At 69.1% G+C, this 15628-nt stretch carries 18 protein-coding genes; 4 read left to right on the forward strand and 14 right to left on the reverse strand.

Translation table 11 applies throughout. The features are described from left to right. Window positions 1-58: 58 nt before the first annotated feature. Window positions 59-1450, reverse strand: a complete 1392-nt coding sequence (gene ahcY, locus DA69_RS10950) for an adenosylhomocysteinase (RefSeq protein ID WP_025976095.1) — start codon at window positions 1448-1450, stop codon at window positions 59-61. Between the two features lie 254 nt (window positions 1451-1704). On the opposite strand from ahcY, the gene DA69_RS10955 reads away from it, so the two are divergent. Together DA69_RS10955 and bioB are read left to right on the forward strand one after the other, a co-directional pair. Further along, window positions 1705-3189, forward strand: coding sequence for a globin-coupled sensor protein (locus DA69_RS10955; RefSeq protein WP_025976094.1), 1485 nt, complete (start codon window positions 1705-1707; stop codon window positions 3187-3189). A gap of 75 nt (window positions 3190-3264) precedes the next feature. After that, window positions 3265-4281, forward strand: a complete 1017-nt coding sequence (gene bioB, locus DA69_RS10960; RefSeq protein WP_025976093.1) for a biotin synthase BioB — start codon at window positions 3265-3267, stop codon at window positions 4279-4281. Between the two features lie 53 nt (window positions 4282-4334). On the opposite strand, the gene DA69_RS10965 is transcribed toward bioB, so the two are convergent. From DA69_RS10965 to DA69_RS11020, 12 genes are all read right to left on the reverse strand, one after another. Next, window positions 4335-4532: a hypothetical protein gene (locus tag DA69_RS10965; protein WP_025976092.1), complete on the reverse strand. Its 198-nt coding sequence runs from the start codon at window positions 4530-4532 to the stop codon at window positions 4335-4337. A 51-nt stretch (window positions 4533-4583) separates the two neighbouring features. Beyond that, window positions 4584-5558, reverse strand: coding sequence for a hypothetical protein (locus DA69_RS10970; RefSeq protein ID WP_235599149.1), 975 nt, complete (start codon window positions 5556-5558; stop codon window positions 4584-4586). 82 nt (window positions 5559-5640) lie between these two features. Continuing rightward, window positions 5641-6846, reverse strand: coding sequence for a divergent polysaccharide deacetylase family protein (locus DA69_RS10975; RefSeq protein WP_025976090.1), 1206 nt, complete (start codon window positions 6844-6846; stop codon window positions 5641-5643). A gap of 121 nt (window positions 6847-6967) precedes the next feature. Beyond that, window positions 6968-8407 (reverse strand): S41 family peptidase, encoded by a 1440-nt coding sequence (locus DA69_RS10980; protein WP_025976089.1) that lies wholly within the window; start codon window positions 8405-8407, stop codon window positions 6968-6970. 342 nt (window positions 8408-8749) lie between these two features. Beyond that, window positions 8750-9844 (reverse strand): murein hydrolase activator EnvC family protein, encoded by a 1095-nt coding sequence (locus tag DA69_RS10985; protein WP_025976871.1) that lies wholly within the window; start codon window positions 9842-9844, stop codon window positions 8750-8752. Then, window positions 9844-10308 carry a 23S rRNA (pseudouridine(1915)-N(3))-methyltransferase RlmH gene (gene rlmH / locus DA69_RS10990; RefSeq protein WP_025976872.1) on the reverse strand — a complete coding sequence of 155 codons (465 nt, stop codon included), beginning with the start codon at window positions 10306-10308 and terminating at the stop codon, window positions 9844-9846. The genes DA69_RS10985 and rlmH overlap by 1 nt, the downstream gene beginning before the upstream one ends. Window positions 10309-10332: 24 nt before the next feature. Then, the gene (gene rsfS / locus DA69_RS10995; protein ID WP_025976873.1) at window positions 10333-10782 is read right to left on the reverse strand and encodes a ribosome silencing factor; all 450 of its coding nucleotides are present in this window, start codon (window positions 10780-10782) and stop codon (window positions 10333-10335) included. A 114-nt stretch (window positions 10783-10896) separates the two neighbouring features. Next, a complete protein-coding gene (locus DA69_RS11000; protein WP_035302174.1) occupies window positions 10897-11583 on the reverse strand; it encodes a nicotinate-nucleotide adenylyltransferase in 687 nt (228 codons plus the stop codon). Window positions 11584-11719: 136 nt separating this feature from the next. Next, on the reverse strand, window positions 11720-12337 hold the full coding sequence (locus tag DA69_RS11005) for a DUF6655 family protein (protein WP_035302177.1): 618 nt from the start codon (window positions 12335-12337) through the stop codon (window positions 11720-11722). Beyond that, window positions 12334-12774 (reverse strand): VOC family protein, encoded by a 441-nt coding sequence (locus DA69_RS11010; protein WP_025976876.1) that lies wholly within the window; start codon window positions 12772-12774, stop codon window positions 12334-12336. The genes DA69_RS11005 and DA69_RS11010 overlap by 4 nt, the downstream gene beginning before the upstream one ends. A gap of 9 nt (window positions 12775-12783) precedes the next feature. Continuing rightward, window positions 12784-13023, reverse strand: a complete 240-nt coding sequence (locus DA69_RS11015; RefSeq protein ID WP_024355136.1) for a zinc-finger domain-containing protein — start codon at window positions 13021-13023, stop codon at window positions 12784-12786. 57 nt (window positions 13024-13080) lie between these two features. Continuing rightward, window positions 13081-13371, reverse strand: a complete 291-nt coding sequence (locus tag DA69_RS11020) for a hypothetical protein (RefSeq protein WP_025976877.1) — start codon at window positions 13369-13371, stop codon at window positions 13081-13083. Window positions 13372-13560: 189 nt separating this feature from the next. On the opposite strand from DA69_RS11020, the gene DA69_RS11025 reads away from it, so the two are divergent. Continuing rightward, window positions 13561-14535 (forward strand): ABC transporter ATP-binding protein, encoded by a 975-nt coding sequence (locus tag DA69_RS11025; RefSeq protein ID WP_025976878.1) that lies wholly within the window; start codon window positions 13561-13563, stop codon window positions 14533-14535. Between the two features lie 99 nt (window positions 14536-14634). Here the strand turns inward: DA69_RS11025 and DA69_RS11030 are convergent, their stop codons facing one another. Beyond that, on the reverse strand, window positions 14635-15030 hold the full coding sequence (locus tag DA69_RS11030; protein WP_025976879.1) for a hypothetical protein: 396 nt from the start codon (window positions 15028-15030) through the stop codon (window positions 14635-14637). 77 nt (window positions 15031-15107) lie between these two features. Here DA69_RS11030 and DA69_RS11035 point away from each other — a divergent pair, with 77 nt between their 5' ends. Next, window positions 15108-15584, forward strand: a complete 477-nt coding sequence (locus DA69_RS11035) for an RNA pyrophosphohydrolase (protein ID WP_025976880.1) — start codon at window positions 15108-15110, stop codon at window positions 15582-15584. Window positions 15585-15628: the final 44 nt, after the last annotated feature.

Genomic DNA, 15628 nt, shown 5'->3' on the forward strand with positions numbered 1-15628 from the left:
AGAAAAACCCCGCGCCGTCGCCGGCGCGGGGCTTCTGCCTTTAGACCTTCAGCAGGCCTTAGTAGCGGTAGTGTTCCGGCTTGAACGGGCCTTGGACCGGCACGTTGATGTAGTCGGCCTGGTCCTGGTTCAGCGTCGTCAGCTTGGCGCCCAGCTTGGCCAGGTGCAGGAAAGCGACCTTCTCGTCCAGGTGCTTGGGCAGGGTGTAGACCTTGTTCTCGTACTTGGCGGCGTTGGTCCACAGTTCGATTTGGGCCAGCGTCTGGTTGGTGAAAGACGCCGACATCACGAACGACGGGTGGCCCGTGGCGTTGCCCAGGTTCACCAGACGGCCTTCCGACAGCAGGATGATCTTCTTGCCGTCCGGGAACTCGACGTGGTGGACCTGGTCCTTGATCTTGTCCCACTTGAAGTTCTTCAGACCCGCGACCTGAATTTCCGAGTCGAAGTGGCCGATGTTGCAGACGATGGCGTTGTTGCGCATGGCGCGCATGTGCTCGACGCGGATGACGTCCTTGTTGCCCGTCGTCGTGACGAAGATGTCGGCCTTGTCTGCGACGTCTTCCAGAGTCTGGACCTCATAGCCTTCCATCGCCGCCTGCAGGGCGCAGATCGGGTCGATTTCGGTGACGATCACGCGGGCGCCGCCGTTGCGAAGCGAAGCGGCCGAGCCCTTGCCCACGTCGCCGTAGCCGCAGACCACCGCCACCTTGCCCGACAGCATGACGTCGGTGCCGCGACGAATGGCGTCGACCAGCGATTCGCGGCAGCCGTACAGGTTGTCGAACTTGGACTTGGTGACGCTGTCGTTGACGTTGATGGCGGGGAAGGGCAGCTCGCCGCGCTCGGCCATCTGATACAGGCGGTGCACGCCCGTGGTGGTCTCTTCCGACACGCCGCCGATGGCGTCGCGGATGGCCGAGTAGAAGCCCGGCTTCTCCTTCAGGTAGCGCTTCATGACCGAGAAGAGGGCTTCCTCTTCCTCGTTCTGCGGGTTGTCGAGGACCGACGCGTCCTTCTCGGCCTTCGGACCCAGCACGCACAGCAGGGTGGCGTCGCCGCCATCGTCCAGGATCAGGTTCGGATAGCCGCCGTCGGCCCATTCAAAGATCTTGTGGGCGTATTCCCAGTACTCGACCAGATTCTCGCCCTTGAAGGCGAAGACCGGCGTGCCGGCGGCGGCGATCGCGGCGGCGGCGTGGTCCTGGGTCGAGAAGATGTTGCACGAAGCCCAGCGCACCTCGGCGCCCAGGGCTTCCAGCGTCTGGATCAACACGGCCGTCTGAATGGTCATGTGCAGGGAGCCGGCGATGCGGGCGCCCTTCAGCGGCTGGGACGCGCCATATTCGTCGCGCAGCGCCATCAGGCCCGGCATCTCGGTTTCGGCGATGGCGATTTCCTTGTTGCCGAAATCGGCCAGGGAGATGTCGCGGACGATGTAGTCGGTCATGCTGGAATGTCTTTCGGCCACTATCAGGGGATTGTCGCCGCTATAGCGCGACGCGGCGGGTGGAGCAATCAAGACATAAGGATGTCTTTATATGAATCGGGCCAGGGCGCTGACCACCTCGGCCTCCCACAGCGATTTGAGCCCGCCCATTAAGGGAATCTACGCATCCGCGGCTTAACCCGGCCAATACCCTCTTGATGACAAGGGGTATTAAGGGCTCTCCCCCGCCCTGCCGTTGCAGTGAGTATCGCGTCATGGCTTCCCACGAGATCGACCGCCGCATGAACTTCATGGGTCTGGGTCGGCCGTCCGCCGGTTACAGCGCCGTTTCCGGCGTGCTGCGCAAGAACGCGCCTCTGGCCCTGGCCGCCTTCTACGACAAGGTGCGCGCCGAGCCTGAGATGCGCCGCTTCTTCCGCGACGAAGGCCACATCAGCGCCGCCAGCAACGCCCAGCAACGCCACTGGGACGCCATCATCGACGGCCGGGCCGACGAGGACTACGCCGCCTCGGTGCGCACCATCGGCCGGGTTCACGCCCGCATCGGTCTGGAGCCCCGCTGGTACATCGGCGGCTACAGCGTGATCCTGGCCCACCTGACCCGCGCCATCGTCGAGCGGCCGAAAAAGCTGTTCGCCAATCGCCGCGAACATGACCGCATCACCGCCGAGGCCGTGGCCGAACTGACCCAGCGGGTCATGCTGGACATGGACCTGGCCATCTCCATCTATCTGGACGCCCTGCAGGAAGAGCGCGACCGCGTTCAGGCCGAACATGACGCCGCCGAGGCGCGACAGGCCGAGGTGGTGCGGGCGCTGGGCGCCGCCCTGCACAGCCTGGCCGACAACGACCTGTCGGTGACCATCCCCCAAACCTTCCCCGAGCAGTATCGCTCGCTGCAGAACGACTTCCACGCCGCGACCCGCGCCCTGCGCACCGCCGTGCGCGCCGTGGCCGACAGCGTCGAGAGCTTGAGCGCCGGCTCCAGCCAGCTGGCCGTCGCCTCCGAGGATCTGGCCAGCCGCACCGAGCGTCAGGCCGCCAATCTGGAGCGGACCGTCAACGAAGCCGACGCCATCGCCCGCGAAGTGGCCGCCACCGCCGACGGCGCGCGCCAGACCGCCGAGGCCCTGGCCGCCGCCCGCGCCGATGTCGAACACACGACCCAGGTGGTCGGCGACGCGGTGTCCGCCATCCACGCCATCGCTGAATCCTCGGCCGAGATCGCCCGCTTCACCAGCCTGATCGACGAGATCGCCTTCCAGACCAATCTGCTGGCGCTGAACGCCGGGGTCGAGGCCGCCCGCGCGGGCGACGCCGGCCGCGGCTTCGCCGTGGTGGCCCAGGAAGTGCGCGCCCTGGCCCAGCGCTCGTCCGAAGCCTCGGGCGAGATCCGCACCCTGATCTCCACCTCCTCGGCCCAGGTGGCGCGCGGGGTCGATCTGGTCGAGCGCACCGGCGCGGCGCTGGAGCGCATCGGCGCCAAGGTCACAGCCGTCGACGGCCTGGCCGGCGGCATCGCCGGCTCGGCTCAGGAACAGGCGGAAGGCCTGGCCCGCGTCCGCCGCGCCATGGGCGAGATGGACGACATCACCCAGCAGAACGCCGCCATGACCGAGGAGGCCACCGCCGCTGCCCGTCAGCTGGCCAACGAGGCCGTCAGCCTGAACCAACAGGTCGGCCGCTTCCGCCTGGACCGTCCGGTCGCCAGCGCGGCGGGGCCGCGCCTGGTCGCCTGACGGGCGCCTCGCGCAACATCGTGCGGCCAAGACAGGCTTGGCGGATCGGCCGCAAGTCGTCTAAGCCGTCGCCCCATGGCTGACGACGCTTCGATCCGACCCGCCCGCGATCTCTCGATCCCCCGTCACGACTGGACTTTGGAGGAGGTCGAGGCCCTGTTCGCCCGCCCCTTCATGGAGCTGGTGTTCGAGGCGGCGAGCGTGCACCGCCGCTGGTTCGACCCGAACGAGGTCCAGAAATCCCAACTGCTGTCGGTCAAGACCGGCGGCTGCGCCGAGAACTGCGGCTACTGCTCGCAGTCGGCCAGCTTCAAGACCGGGCTGAAGGCTGAAAAGCTGATGGAGCCGACCGCCGTCATCGCTGAGGCCATGGCGGCCAAGGCGGGCGGGGCCAGCCGCTTCTGCATGGGCGCCGCCTGGCGCGAGCTGAAGGACCGCGACACGCCCAAGCTGGCGGCCATGATCTCGGGCGTGAAGGCGCTGGGGCTGGAGACCTGCGCCACCCTGGGCATGCTGAACGCCGACCAGGCGAAACAGCTGAAGGAGGCGGGCCTCGACTACTACAACCACAACCTCGACACCGGGCCGGAGTATTACGCCGAGGTGGTGACGACCCGCTCCTATCAGGACCGGTTGGAGACGCTGCAGCACGTCCGCGACGCAGGTATGTCGACCTGCTGCGGCGGCATCGTCGGCATGGGCGAGAAGCGCCGCGACCGCGCGGGCCTGCTGCATGCGCTGGCCACCCTCCCCGTCCACCCCGACAGCCTGCCGGTCAACGCCCTGGTCCCCGTCGGCGGCACGCCGCTGGGCGAGCGGGTGCTGAAGGAAGGCGAGATCGACCCGATCGAGTTCGTCCGCACCGTCGCCGTCGCCCGTCTGGTCTGCCCCAAGTCGATGGTCCGCCTGTCGGCCGGCCGCGAAGGCATGACGCCCGAGATGCAGGCCCTGTGCTTCCTGGCCGGCGCCAACTCCATCTTCGTCGGCGGCAAGCTGCTGACCACGCCGAACCCGGAAGAAGACGACGACGCCAAGCTGTTCGCCCTGCTGGACCTGAAGCCCATGCCGTTGAAGATCGAGGCGCGGGCTTAGGGCTCGCCGTCCCCCTCCTCCTCAGCCATCCTCGGCCGGGAGGGCGGAGGCCCCTATTTGCTCATCCAGGGCCGCGCCGCCCCGCTCTTGATGCGGGCGGCCTGTTCACGCTGGAAGCGCCCGCCGCGCGGCGGCTTCGGCCGCGCCTCGAGCGCCGCCTTCTTGAGCCGCAGAGCCCGCTGAACAGGCGTCTCGCCGGCAACAGCGTCCGCGGGTTCGGCGGCGGGGGTGTGATCGTCGTCAGTGCTCATGCTCGATCTGTAACACGGCGACGCGTTCAGGGCCGAGATTTTGCGCCGTCTTCAGGGCTGGCGTCGCGCAGTCAGTTCGCTTCGCGTCATCACTTCAGCGACCGCTTCAGCTTGCGCCGACACCGAGCGCCTCTGCGCGCGAGGCGCATATAGAGCCGCAAGATAGGATCTGTCCCATTCGGTCAGTCCGGCAGGAAGGCTCCCGGAGAAGAGGTTCAGGACCGTATCAAACCCTGTCGTGTCGGCGCTGGCGTCGATCTGCGCCAAGGCGATCATGGAAACGTAATCGGCAAGCTGCGTCGTATTGACGGAACCGATCAAATCCATGTCAACGATGACAATCACCTTGAAAAGCGTCTCCACCACGGCCGCGTCAAGCCGCGTATTGCCCTGGCGGCGCTTTATGATGGGTGCAGCGCCAATGGCGCAGTCGTATTCATTGCAGTTCAGGATTTTAGCGATTTCTCGGTCAACAACTACGCCGCCTCTCTCGCCGGGCATCCGCACCCCGCGCTGCCCCGTATCTGGATCTGTAGGGATGCTCAGAGACCACCAGCGCACAGGCCGTTCGTCCGCCAGAAAGGCGCGGAACGCCCCCCGGCCCGCATCCCAACCGGTGACATTCTGTCGGAACAGTTGGGGGTTCGCCTGGTTCAGGCTCTGAGCCGTCGCGCGGCCGTCTTCAGCAAAAACCACGACAAGATTGCTTTCGCAGCCCGGTTTGCCTGTATGCAGCCCCAGGCCTGCCGCAGTCTGGCTCACGCGATCAATGATCGCCTGGGCGGGCTCGCGTGCCAGGTTGACCACCCCAGGGCAGATCGGCCCGCGCCATTGCGCCAGCGGGCGGCCCGGAGACGGCGCCGCCACTCGACCGACGAAGTCACGCACAGCCTCAGGCGTCGCCCGGCCCTGCACAGCGACTTCAGGCAGGACCGTGACGTCAGGCTGCGCCTGCGCCAAGGCCGTTGAGGCCAGCCCCGTTAACGCCAGCGCGGCCCAGAGGGCGCCCATACGAAAGCTGCTCACTTCCCAGACCTCCTGCCGACAAGAACATCGATACCCTAGTCGACATCACGCCGTTCGCCTAGCCGAAGAAGCAGCCCCCGCCTTAGCGCCCCGGCCGCCGGGTCATCGCAGAGGCGGGGGCCAGCTGCAGGCCCCGCGCCTCCAGGCCCGCCGTCCAGCGGGCGGCGGCTTCGACGGTGACGGGGTAGGAGAAGCCGGTTCCCAGCGCCGCGCCGTTGGTCTTGGCGGCGGCCTCTAGCGCGTTGAACTGGCGCAGGATGGCGGCGGGGCTCTGTTCCTCGTCGATGATGCGGTCGGCGCTGGCGCGGGCGAAGGCGCCGGGGCGGCGGCGCATCGAGCCGTCGTCGAGGAAGGCCAGACCGCGCTGACGCAGATTGGTCATCAGCGCGCCCATGCTCTCGTCCGAGGTCGCGAACCGGTCGCCCAGATAGTTGGTCACGCCGAAATAGCCCGTGGCGCGCGCAAGCAGCCAGTCCAGCTTGACCGCCACGTCGTCGGCGCCGCCGCTGGACAGAAGCGTGTAGGGGCCGGGGTCGTTGTCGGGATAGCCGGTGGGCTCCATCGGCAGTTCGATCATCACCTCATGGCCGTGGGCGCGGGCCATGTCGATCCAGGTCTGAAGGCCTTCAGCATAGGGCACGAAGGACAGCGTCACCTCGGCGGGCAGACGTTCGATCGCCGCGCGAGTGGTGGCGGTGTTGAGGCCGAGGCCGCCGACGACCAGGGCCACCATCGGCTTGCCGTTCGAACGGAAAGGCCGGGCGTAGGCCTGGGCCGGGACGCGGCCGTCAGAGGCGATGCGCGGCAGGGGGCCGTTCGGTCCGGGCTGGAACAGGCCCGGGATCGGCGCCTTGGGCAAGGGATTGGACGGGGCGCGCACCGGGGCGCTGAAGCCCTGGCCTGAAGCCACGCTGGCGCCGTCCGGCAGGGTGATCAGGGCCTCGCCCCCCATAGCGCCGCCCTCTTCGCCCATCAGGGCCGGGTCGATGGCGCCGAGGTCCTGATAGATGTCCAGACCGCTGAAGCCGAAAGCCTCGGCGCCGGTCGGGGCGGTGTCCGCTGCGGCGGGGCGCTCAAGTCGCGCGCTGGCCGTCGGCGCGCCGGCGCGCGGATCGCCCAGAACGGCGACGAACAGGGCGGCCGCGCCGATAACGAAGACCCCGGCCGCGCCCGCCGCGACGGGCGGCTTCTTCAGGGCGTTGAGGACCGGGTCCATGGCGACGCGCGACCGGGGCTCCGGCGGCGCGCCTGCGGCGGCGGCTAGGGCGGACTGGCGCTTGGCGAACATGGTCAGGATGGCGGCTCGAGCTTGCAGGCGCCGCACAGGCGCGGCACCCCTCAGCCTCAGTTAAGCCCTGCGCCGGTTAAGAAACCCTAACGGCGCGTTCACCACGTTCGAGGGCCGCGCCTCAGTCGCTCTTCGGCTTGTTCCCCGGCGTGATTTCCGGGGCGCGCGGCGCCGGGGGGTCTTTCGGCGCGACCGTGACCTTGGGCGCGTCGGTCTCGGCCGTCTCGACCTTGTCCTGTCCCGGTTCGGTGATGACGATCCCTTCGGGCGCGGCGGCCAGTTTGGTCAGGTCGCCGCCGGCGCGCAGCACATCCAGCGCCCGCTCCAGCTGATAGTCCTTGTCCTTGGAATAGTCGGCGCCGGGCGCCTCGCGCGGGGTGTGCGGCCCCTTGCGCTCGGCCCCGATGGAGGAATCCAGCGCCGTCGAATAGGCCGCCTCGGAATAGATGAAGCTGGAGCGCGAGACGATGCGCGCCTCGGCCTCGGAGCGGGCCACTTCCAGGTCCGGCTCGATGCCGATCTTCTGGATCGAGCGGCCCGACGGCGTGTAGTAGCGTGCTGTGGTGATCGACAGGGCGCCGTCCTGGCCGCCGCGCAGCGGGATCACCGTCTGCACCGACCCCTTGCCGAAGCTGGTCAGGCCGACGACCGTCGCCCGCTCCTGATCCTTCAGGGCGCCCGCCACGATCTCGGACGCCGAGGCCGAGCCGTAGTTGATCAGCACCACCACCGGCAGGCCGCCGGTCAGGTCGCCCGGCTTGGCGGCGTAGCGTTCGATATCCTCGGGCTTGCGGCCGCGCTGGCTGACGATCTCGCCGCGCTCCAGGAAGGCGTCGGACACGTCGATGGCCGCCGTCAGCAGCCCGCCGCCGTTGTTGCGCAGGTCCAGCACATAGCCCTTCAGGCCGGGTTTCTCGCGCTTCAGCCGCTCGATGGTCTCGGTCAGCTCGCGGCCGGTGTTTTCGTTGAAGGTGGAGACGCGCAGGTAGCCGAAATCGCCTTCCAGACGGCCGGTGACGGATTCGACCTTGATGACCTCGCGGGTCAGCACGACCTCGCGCGGCTCTTCGCCGTCGCGCAGGAAGGTGACGGTGACGCTCGTGCCGGTGGCGCCGCGCAGCTTGTCCGAGACCTCGGAGACGCTGAGGCCCGCCGCGTTCTGGCCGTTGACGGCGCTGATGACGTCGCCCGCCTGAACCCCGGCGCGCCCGGCCGGGCTGTCGTCCATCGGCGAGATGACCTTCACCAGGCCGCCTTCGGAGGTGATGGTCAAACCGACGCCCGAATACTCGCCCGAGGTCCGTTCGCGCAGGTCGTCGAACCCCTTGGCGGGCAGGTAGTTGGAATGCGGATCGAGCGCCGTCATCATTCCCTGCAGGGCGGCCTCGATCAGCTTCTTGTTATCGACCGGAACGACATAGGCCTGCTCGACGATGCCCAGCACGTCGCCGAACATCTCGAGCATCCGGAAGGTCTCGTTGCGCGGAGTCTGGCTGGCCACAGCCGCCGCCGATCCGCCCAGCGCCAGGGCGGCGGCGCCCACGAGAAGCAGTTTACGCATTCGGTCTCTTTCCATCGGATCCGCTCTCGGCTCCGGTCGTCCAGGGCGGCGCGGACGCCGCAAACGGCGCGCGCGACAGTTCGGCCGATACAAACAGCGTCCGCGCCGATTTGAAAGGGATTTCGCGCGGTTGGATGGGACAGAGCTTGCCGGATGACGTCGCCTGCCGCCTGCAGCTGGCCGTCATCCTCGGGCTTGACCCGAGGATCGAGCGCAGGGCGCGCCCGACTTGTCCCGGGCCGCGCAGACGGAAGGCCCGATCCTCGGGTCAAGCCCGAGGATGACGGCAGGATGGGTGGATGCAGGCGAGATAGAAGGATAACGGCGGCAGACAGAGCCCCCTTACTGGAGCCACGGCGCCGGATCGATGGGCCGTTCCTGGCGGCGCAGTTCGAAATAGGCCTCGCCGTCCTCGCCGGTGCGGCCCAGGGTCTGGCCGTCGCCGACGCGTTGGCCCGTCTCGACCTCCAGACGGTCCAGGCCCGCGATCACGGCGCGCCAGCCGGGGCCGAGGTCCAGGATCACCACCTCGCCCCACTCCTTCAGCGGCCCGGCGTAGGCGACGCGGCCCGCCGCGGGCGCGCCGACCGCCTCATGGCTGGAGCGCCAGCTCCAACCGGCCGAACGGCCGCCGAAGCGTTGCGAGGGCGTCCCCGCGATCGGCGGGGTCAGGCGGCTGCGGCCCGCAGGCAGGCGGGCGGCGGGCGCCGCTTCGGGCGCCTCGGCCACCTGCGGCGTCTGCCCGCCCAGTTCGCGGATGCGGGCTTCCAGCGCCCGTGTCGCGCGCTCGGCCCGGGCCGCCTCGGCGCGCAGGACGGCGCGCAGGGCGGTCTTGCGCGCCGTCAGCCCCTCGATCTCGGCGCGGCGGTCGTTCTGGGCGCTCTCGACGGTGAACAGGCGCTCGCTGGACAGGGCGGCCAGGCGGCGGATGCGGCCGATCTCGGCCTGGCGCTCGACCAAGGTTTCGGCGCGCTTCTGAAGGTCGGGCGTGATAGCCCGGATCAGGATGGAGGCGCGCACGGCGTCCACCGCCTGATCGGCGGGGATCAGCAGGGGCGGAGGCGGCTTGCGGCTCATCATCTGCAGGGCCGACAGCAGCCGTCCCTGCGCCGCGCGCTCGCGCGACAGAGCGGCGACCAGCGACCCCTCACGCTCGGCCAGCTCCTTCAGCCGGGCGCGCTGCGCCTCCAGCTGCACGTCGTCTTCGGCCTCAGCCCGGCGCAGGTCGCGCAGCTGGCGGTCCAGGTCGACGATCTCCTCGGCGGCGGCGGCGGCCTCGGCGCGCAGGCGGCGGGCGCGCGCGGTCTCGTCGCGATACTCGGCCTGAAGCCGGGTCAGCTCGGCGTTGGCCTGACCCGCGCGCTGGCTGGCCGCCGGCCCGGCTAGGGCCAGCAGCAGGCAGGAAGAGGTCAGAAAAAGAACGGCCCCGCGTCGCATCAGTCGCGATGATAGGGCGAACCGGCCAGGATCGTCACGGCCCGATACAGCTGTTCGGCCAGCATGGCGCGGGCCAGGGCGTGGGGCCAGGTCTGCGGCCCGAAGGCCAGGGTCGAACGCGCGGCGCGGCGCACGCTTTCGTCCAGACCGTCGGCGCCGCCGATGACGAAGACCAGGCGCCGCTCGCCCTGGTCGCGCAGGGCCGCCACATGGTCTGCGAAGGCGCGCGAGGAATAGGTCCGCCCCCGCTCGTCGCAGGCGATGAGGTGCGCGCCCTCGGCGGCGGCGAGCAGCAGCTCGGCCTCCGGCGCCTTACCGGGCTTCTTCGGCTCAAGGTCGATGAGTTCGAGAGGCCCCAGGCCCAGCGCCCGCCCCGACAGGGTGGCGCGCCGGGCGTAGTCCTCGGCGAGGGTCGCCTCGGGACCGCGGCCCGGCTTGCCGATGGCCGCGATCGCCAGCTTCATGAGGTCAGCCCGCCGTCAGGAGGATCAGCCGCGGACGGGGCCGCCGCGGTGGGCGCTGTCCACCGCCCAGATCTTCTCGATGTTGTAGAAGGTGCGCACTTCGGGGCGGAACAGGTGGACGATGACGTCGCCCGCATCCAGCAGCACCCAGTCGCAGTGCGGCAGGCCCTCGACCTTCACCTTGCCCAGCCCCAGCTCCTTGAACAGGCGCAGCAGGTGGTCGGCGATGGCGCCGACGTGGCGGTGCGACCGGCCCGAAGCCACGATCATGGCGTCGGACATCGGGCTCTTGCCGCGCAGGTCGATCAGGACGATGTCCTGAGCCTTGTCGTCGTCGAGTTTGGCGAGGATGGCCTGCTCCAGTTCGGTCGCGCCGACCGGCAGAGGCTGGCGCCCATCGCTGCCGGACTCGTCGCTACTGGGGCCGTCCTCGGCCTGACCGTCTTCGGAATGGACGGAATCCATCAGGTCCATTTCGTGCGCCGCGTTGGAAACGGCGTCTTGCGCATCATGCGCGGTCGAGGGGGTCAGCGGAGGGCTCCAAGGCGATTTACTAAAACTCCAATCTAGCACGCCCGGCGCGAAAGGTCACCCGACCTGATTCGACTCTTCGCCCCGCCCCGCCCGCGCGGCGCGGATGGCCGTCGAGGAGCGGTGATTCAGCGGCGCCGACAGATAGGTCCAGGCCGGCGCCTCAAGGCTGGGCAGCAGGCCGGCCTGGGCCATCGGCACGCGATACCGCGCGAAACGCACGGCCGCCGGCGCCGTGCGGCTGTCCAGCAGGCTGCCGGGCCGGGCGATCACCGCCACGGGCATCAGCCGCATGATGTCGGTCCAGCCGCGCCAGCGATGGAAATCCGCCAGATTGTCAGACCCCATCAGCCAGACGAACTGCACCCCCGGATGGCGCGCGACGATGGCGCGCAGGGTGTCCACGGTCCAGCGCGTACCCGCCCGCGTCTCGAAATCCGAGATGATCATGGCCGGGCCGACCGTCGCCGCGGCCGCCCGCGCCGAGGCCATCCGCTCGGCCAAGGGGGCGGTCTCATGGGCTGACTTCAGCGGGTTCTGCGGCGAGACCAGCCAGACCACCCGGTCCAGCCCCAGTCGTTGCATGGCGGTGGCCGCCACGTGGGCGTGGCCGTCGTGGGCCGGATTGAACGAGCCGCCGAACAGGCCGACCTTCATCCCCGGCGCCAGGTCCAGCCCGTCGCGCAGGGCGCCTCGGCGAAGACCGGAGCCTTTCGGCGCAGGACCGGCGTGGAAGAAGGACAAGGGCGTCTCTTGCGGCGGCGGCGAACAGATGAGCGCGGCCGGAACGCCTTATGCTCACTTGCGCCCTAACACGGCCGAACGCGCCTGTCTCGCTCCGCGAACGGACCGAGCGGCGCAAGGGCGATTTGGCCCCGCCCTAGAATTCCTTCCAGCTCGATCCCGGATCGCGCTCGCCCGGCTGGGCCAGTTGCTGACCCCAGGTCAGCATCATGAAGGCCTTGTGGCTGCGGATCTTGTACTGGCCGATCATGGGCGTGACGGCGCCCAGGGGCATGCCGGTGCGCGCGTCGTAGAGGAAGCCCGAGAACTCGGCCACGCCCATGCGGTCGCGGTTGGAGTAGAGCGACACCTCGGGGATGGAGACGACGTTCAGGCTCTCATTGATCGGCACCCGCATGTCGGGGATGCCGACAACCCGGCGCAGCTGATCCAGCGACAGGGCCCCGGCGCGCACCTCGAAGATGGCGTCGGCCTCGCCCCGCTCGCGCACGATGGCGTAGCCGGCTTCCGACAGGGCGGCGCGGATGGCGCTCAGCGCATAGCGGGCGTTCTCGGCCTGGAAATAGGTCTCGTCGACGAAGACGCGCGCGCCCTGGGGGATGGGCAGGGTCAGGCCCTCGACGGCGCGGTCGGCCGCCCGGTTGACCAGCAGCATGTCGGTGGCCGTCCGCGCCGGATTGGTCTCGGTCACCATGGCGCAGGCGCCCAGGGTCAGGACCAAGGCGGCGGGCAGGAGACGGAGAGCAGTCCTCACCAGGCGCCCACGTTCGGCATGGAGGCCCACGGCTCGGCCGGAGCCAGACGCTCGCCCGCCTGCAGCAGTTCGATCGAGATGCCGTCCGGCGAGCGGACGAAGGCCATGTGGCCGTCGCGCGGCGGGCGGTTGATGACGACGCCGCCGTCCATCAGGCGCTGGCAGGCGGCGTAGATGTCGTCGACCTGGAACGCCAGGTGACCGAAGTTGCGGCCGCCGTCGTAATCCTGATCGTCCCAGTTGTAGGTCAGTTCGACTTCAGGCGACTTCTCGGCCTCGGCCCGCGCCTTGTCCGCAGGGGCCGCCAGATAGACCAGGGTGAAACGCCCGGCCTCATAGTCGGCGCGGCGCGTCTCCTGCAGACCCAGCAGGTCGCAGTAGAAACGCATCGAGGCGTCCAGATCCTTCACCCGGACCATGGTGTGCAGAAAACGCATCGTCCCGCCTCAGTGCGCCTCGGGCGGGCGGGCCGCCGGGTCGAGGTATTCGTTCTCCGGCTGCGGGTGCGCCGACAGCACGAAGCGGCGGTCGCAATAGCCGCACTCGATGAAGTCGTCCTCGCCCATGTCCATATAGACCAGCGGGTGGCCCAGGGCCCCGCCGCCGCCGTCGCAGGCGACGCGCTTGGTCGAGACGACGATCTCTTCGGGGGGAGGAATGACGGCTTCGAGATGACGGGGAGGCATGATCCGGTCCGGTCTGGAGAGGCTTTGCGCCGTTCCTAGGCGGACCGGAACCTCAGGTCAAACATCCGACGCGGCGGGCTTGCGGCCCATCACCTTGTCGAACAGGGCCTTGCGCTTCTTGAACAGGGTCAACCCCAGGCAGCCGGCGCCGACCCACAGGCCGACCTCGCCGACCACCGCGGCGACGGCGGCGATGATCGCCGCCTGGGTCATAGGCAGGTATTCCATCTTGCCGGCGCCCAGCGCCAGGGCGAAGCCGACGTAGCCGACGGCGCAGAAACCCATGGCGATAAAGCCGATCAGGCGGGTTCGGGTCAGCGTTTTGCGGGAGGCGATGGCGGGGGTCATGGCGTTTCCTTATCCAAGCGAAGTTGTCTTTCTGACAAGCAAGCTAGACACCCTTGAGGGCGGCGTCAAGCGCCTTTTACATATCGTCTCGCAGCCTTGTCTTCACCGTCGCAACGACGCCTTGGCGAACGGCGCCGCGCCCCCTACCTATGCCGTCCGCCCCTCCCTGCCCGAGTCGAAGTCCGCGCCATGACCCAAGCCCCCGCCCTGCCCGTCAACGCCATCGAGGTCAGGGGGCTGAAGAAGACCTACAAGGGCTCGCGCAAGTCGCCGCCGAAGACGGCCCTGCGCGGGGTCGACCTGACGGTGCCTCGCGGCTCGATGTTCGGGCTGCTAGGGCCCAACGGCGCGGGCAAGTCGACCCTGATCAACATCATCGCGGGCGTGGTGAACAAGTCCGAGGGCACGGTCCGCATCTGGGACCGCGACATCGACCATGAGGCGCGCGACGCCCGCTCGGCCCTGGGGGTGGTGCCGCAGGAAATCGTCGCCGACGTCTTCTTCACCCCGCGCGAGGCGCTGGAGGTCCAAGCCGGCTTTTACGGCGTGCCCGCGAACGAGCGCCGCTCGGACGAGCTGCTGGCGGCCCTGGGTCTGTCGGACAAGGCCAACGCCTATGTCCGCGCCCTGTCCGGCGGCATGAAGCGGCGCCTGATGGTGGCCAAGGCCCTGGTGCACAATCCGCCCGTGCTGATCCTGGACGAGCCGACCGCCGGCGTCGACGTCGAGCTGCGCCGCCAGCTGTGGGACTATGTCCGCAAGATCAACGAGGAGGGGGTGACGGTGATCCTGACCACCCACTACCTCGAAGAGGCGCAGGAGCTGTGCGACACCATCGCCATCATCAACCGGGGCGAGGTCGTGGCCTGCGAGCCGACGCAGCAGTTGCTGAAACGTCTCGACACCCGCAACGTGGTGGTGACGCCCGAGACGGCGCCCGAGACCCTGCCGGTCCTGAACGGCTTCCACGTCGCCCCGCGCGCCAACGGCGCCTTCGTCGTCACCTATCGCACGGGCGAATCCAGCGTCGAGCAGGTGCTGGCCGCCGTGCGCGCAGCGGGCGTGACCATCAAGGACATAGCCACCGAGGACCCGGATCTCGAAGACGTCTTCCTGGCCATGACCTACGGCGACGCCAGCCGCCCCGACCCGACGCAGGACTGAGGCGTAGCCCTTCGTCCTCTTCTCTTCCTCCCGCCGTCATCCTCGGGCTTGACCCGAGGATGACGGCGTAGTTAGACGCCGGCGCTTGCGAACAGGCGTTCAGCCCACCATTACCGTGCCGAGCAGCAGCTTGGCCCCCGGCTTGCCCAGGATCGCGTCCGTCGCGTGCTGCAACGCCACCACCAGCCATTCGACATTCGGCGGCGCGTCCGGCAGCAGCCGCTCGGCGGCGATGCGGACGATCTCGTTATAGGCGGCGCTGAGGCGCGGCTGCGACAGGCGCGCCCGCTCCATCAGGGCGCCGTCGGCGATGTCCAGCCCGGTCTCGACCGTCATGACCCCGCGCCGCCCGTCGCGGCGCAGAACCGTGGCCGTGGCGGTGGGCAGGGGCAGATAACCGCCCTTGCCGCCGCCGCTCTTCTCAGGCGAAGCGTGCGCCGCGCCCGCCAGCGTCAAGGCGCTCAAAGTCAGGCCGATCAGATGGCGTCTGTCCATGCGGCGACCTTAGTCGCGGCGCCTTTCCCGGACGTTGACGCCTAGCCCGCACCGAGACGGCGGCGTATGCGAAGGGCATGAGCATCGATCTGTCCCTCTATCGCCCCAACGTCGGGGTCGTCCTGTTCAACCCGGCCGGCCAGGTCTGGTTCGGCCGCCGCGCCGACACGCCCGAGCCGTGGAACTGGCAGTTCCCGCAAGGCGGCGTCGACGACGGCGAGGACCTGGAGGCCGCCGCGCGGCGCGAACTGCATGAAGAGACCGGCGTGCGCTCCATCGCCCTGCTGGGCCGCACGAGGGATTGGATCCCCTATGACTTCCCCGCAGGCCTGCCGAGCCCGAAGAGCTGGAAGGGGCTGAAGGGGCAGCGCCAGCAGTGGTTCGCCTTCCGCCTGACCGGCGCCGAGGACGAGATCGACCTGAACGCGCACGGCGAGCCCGAGTTCGACGCCTGGCGCTGGGGGCGGCTGGACGAAGCGCCCGGCCTGATCGTGCCGTTCAAGCGGCCGGTCTATGAGCAGGTGGCGCGGGCGTTCGGAGAGTGGGCCGCCTAGGCGCTCGCCCTCCAACCCCTCGGCCCTTCCCTTCCGTCATCCTC

The organism is Brevundimonas naejangsanensis, from assembly GCF_000635915.2.
GTDB lineage: Bacteria > Pseudomonadota > Alphaproteobacteria > Caulobacterales > Caulobacteraceae > Brevundimonas > Brevundimonas sanguinis.

Excerpts from the sequence above, each read along its gene's own strand:
- DA69_RS11025 (WP_025976878.1), top strand. The coding sequence starts at position 13,561 with ATGACCCAAGCCCCCGCCCTGCCCGTCAACGCCATCGAGGTCAGGGGG.
- DA69_RS11035 (WP_025976880.1), top strand. The coding sequence starts at position 15,108 with ATGAGCATCGATCTGTCCCTCTATCGCCCCAACGTCGGGGTCGTCCTG.
- DA69_RS11020 (WP_025976877.1), bottom strand. The coding sequence starts at position 13,371 with ATGACCCCCGCCATCGCCTCCCGCAAAACGCTGACCCGAACCCGCCTG.
- DA69_RS11015 (WP_024355136.1), bottom strand. The coding sequence starts at position 13,023 with ATGCCTCCCCGTCATCTCGAAGCCGTCATTCCTCCCCCCGAAGAGATC.
- DA69_RS10975 (WP_025976090.1), bottom strand. The coding sequence starts at position 6,846 with ATGTTCGCCAAGCGCCAGTCCGCCCTAGCCGCCGCCGCAGGCGCGCCG.
- DA69_RS11030 (WP_025976879.1), bottom strand. The coding sequence starts at position 15,030 with ATGGACAGACGCCATCTGATCGGCCTGACTTTGAGCGCCTTGACGCTG.
- DA69_RS10955 (WP_025976094.1), top strand. The coding sequence starts at position 1,705 with ATGGCTTCCCACGAGATCGACCGCCGCATGAACTTCATGGGTCTGGGT.
- DA69_RS10965 (WP_025976092.1), bottom strand. The coding sequence starts at position 4,532 with ATGAGCACTGACGACGATCACACCCCCGCCGCCGAACCCGCGGACGCT.
- DA69_RS10980 (WP_025976089.1), bottom strand. The coding sequence starts at position 8,407 with ATGCGTAAACTGCTTCTCGTGGGCGCCGCCGCCCTGGCGCTGGGCGGA.
- rlmH (WP_025976872.1), bottom strand. The coding sequence starts at position 10,308 with ATGAAGCTGGCGATCGCGGCCATCGGCAAGCCGGGCCGCGGTCCCGAG.
- rsfS (WP_025976873.1), bottom strand. The coding sequence starts at position 10,782 with ATGGACCTGATGGATTCCGTCCATTCCGAAGACGGTCAGGCCGAGGAC.
- bioB (WP_025976093.1), top strand. The coding sequence starts at position 3,265 with ATGGCTGACGACGCTTCGATCCGACCCGCCCGCGATCTCTCGATCCCC.
- DA69_RS10985 (WP_025976871.1), bottom strand. The coding sequence starts at position 9,844 with ATGCGACGCGGGGCCGTTCTTTTTCTGACCTCTTCCTGCCTGCTGCTG.
- ahcY (WP_025976095.1), bottom strand. The coding sequence starts at position 1,450 with ATGACCGACTACATCGTCCGCGACATCTCCCTGGCCGATTTCGGCAAC.
- DA69_RS11010 (WP_025976876.1), bottom strand. The coding sequence starts at position 12,774 with ATGCGTTTTCTGCACACCATGGTCCGGGTGAAGGATCTGGACGCCTCG.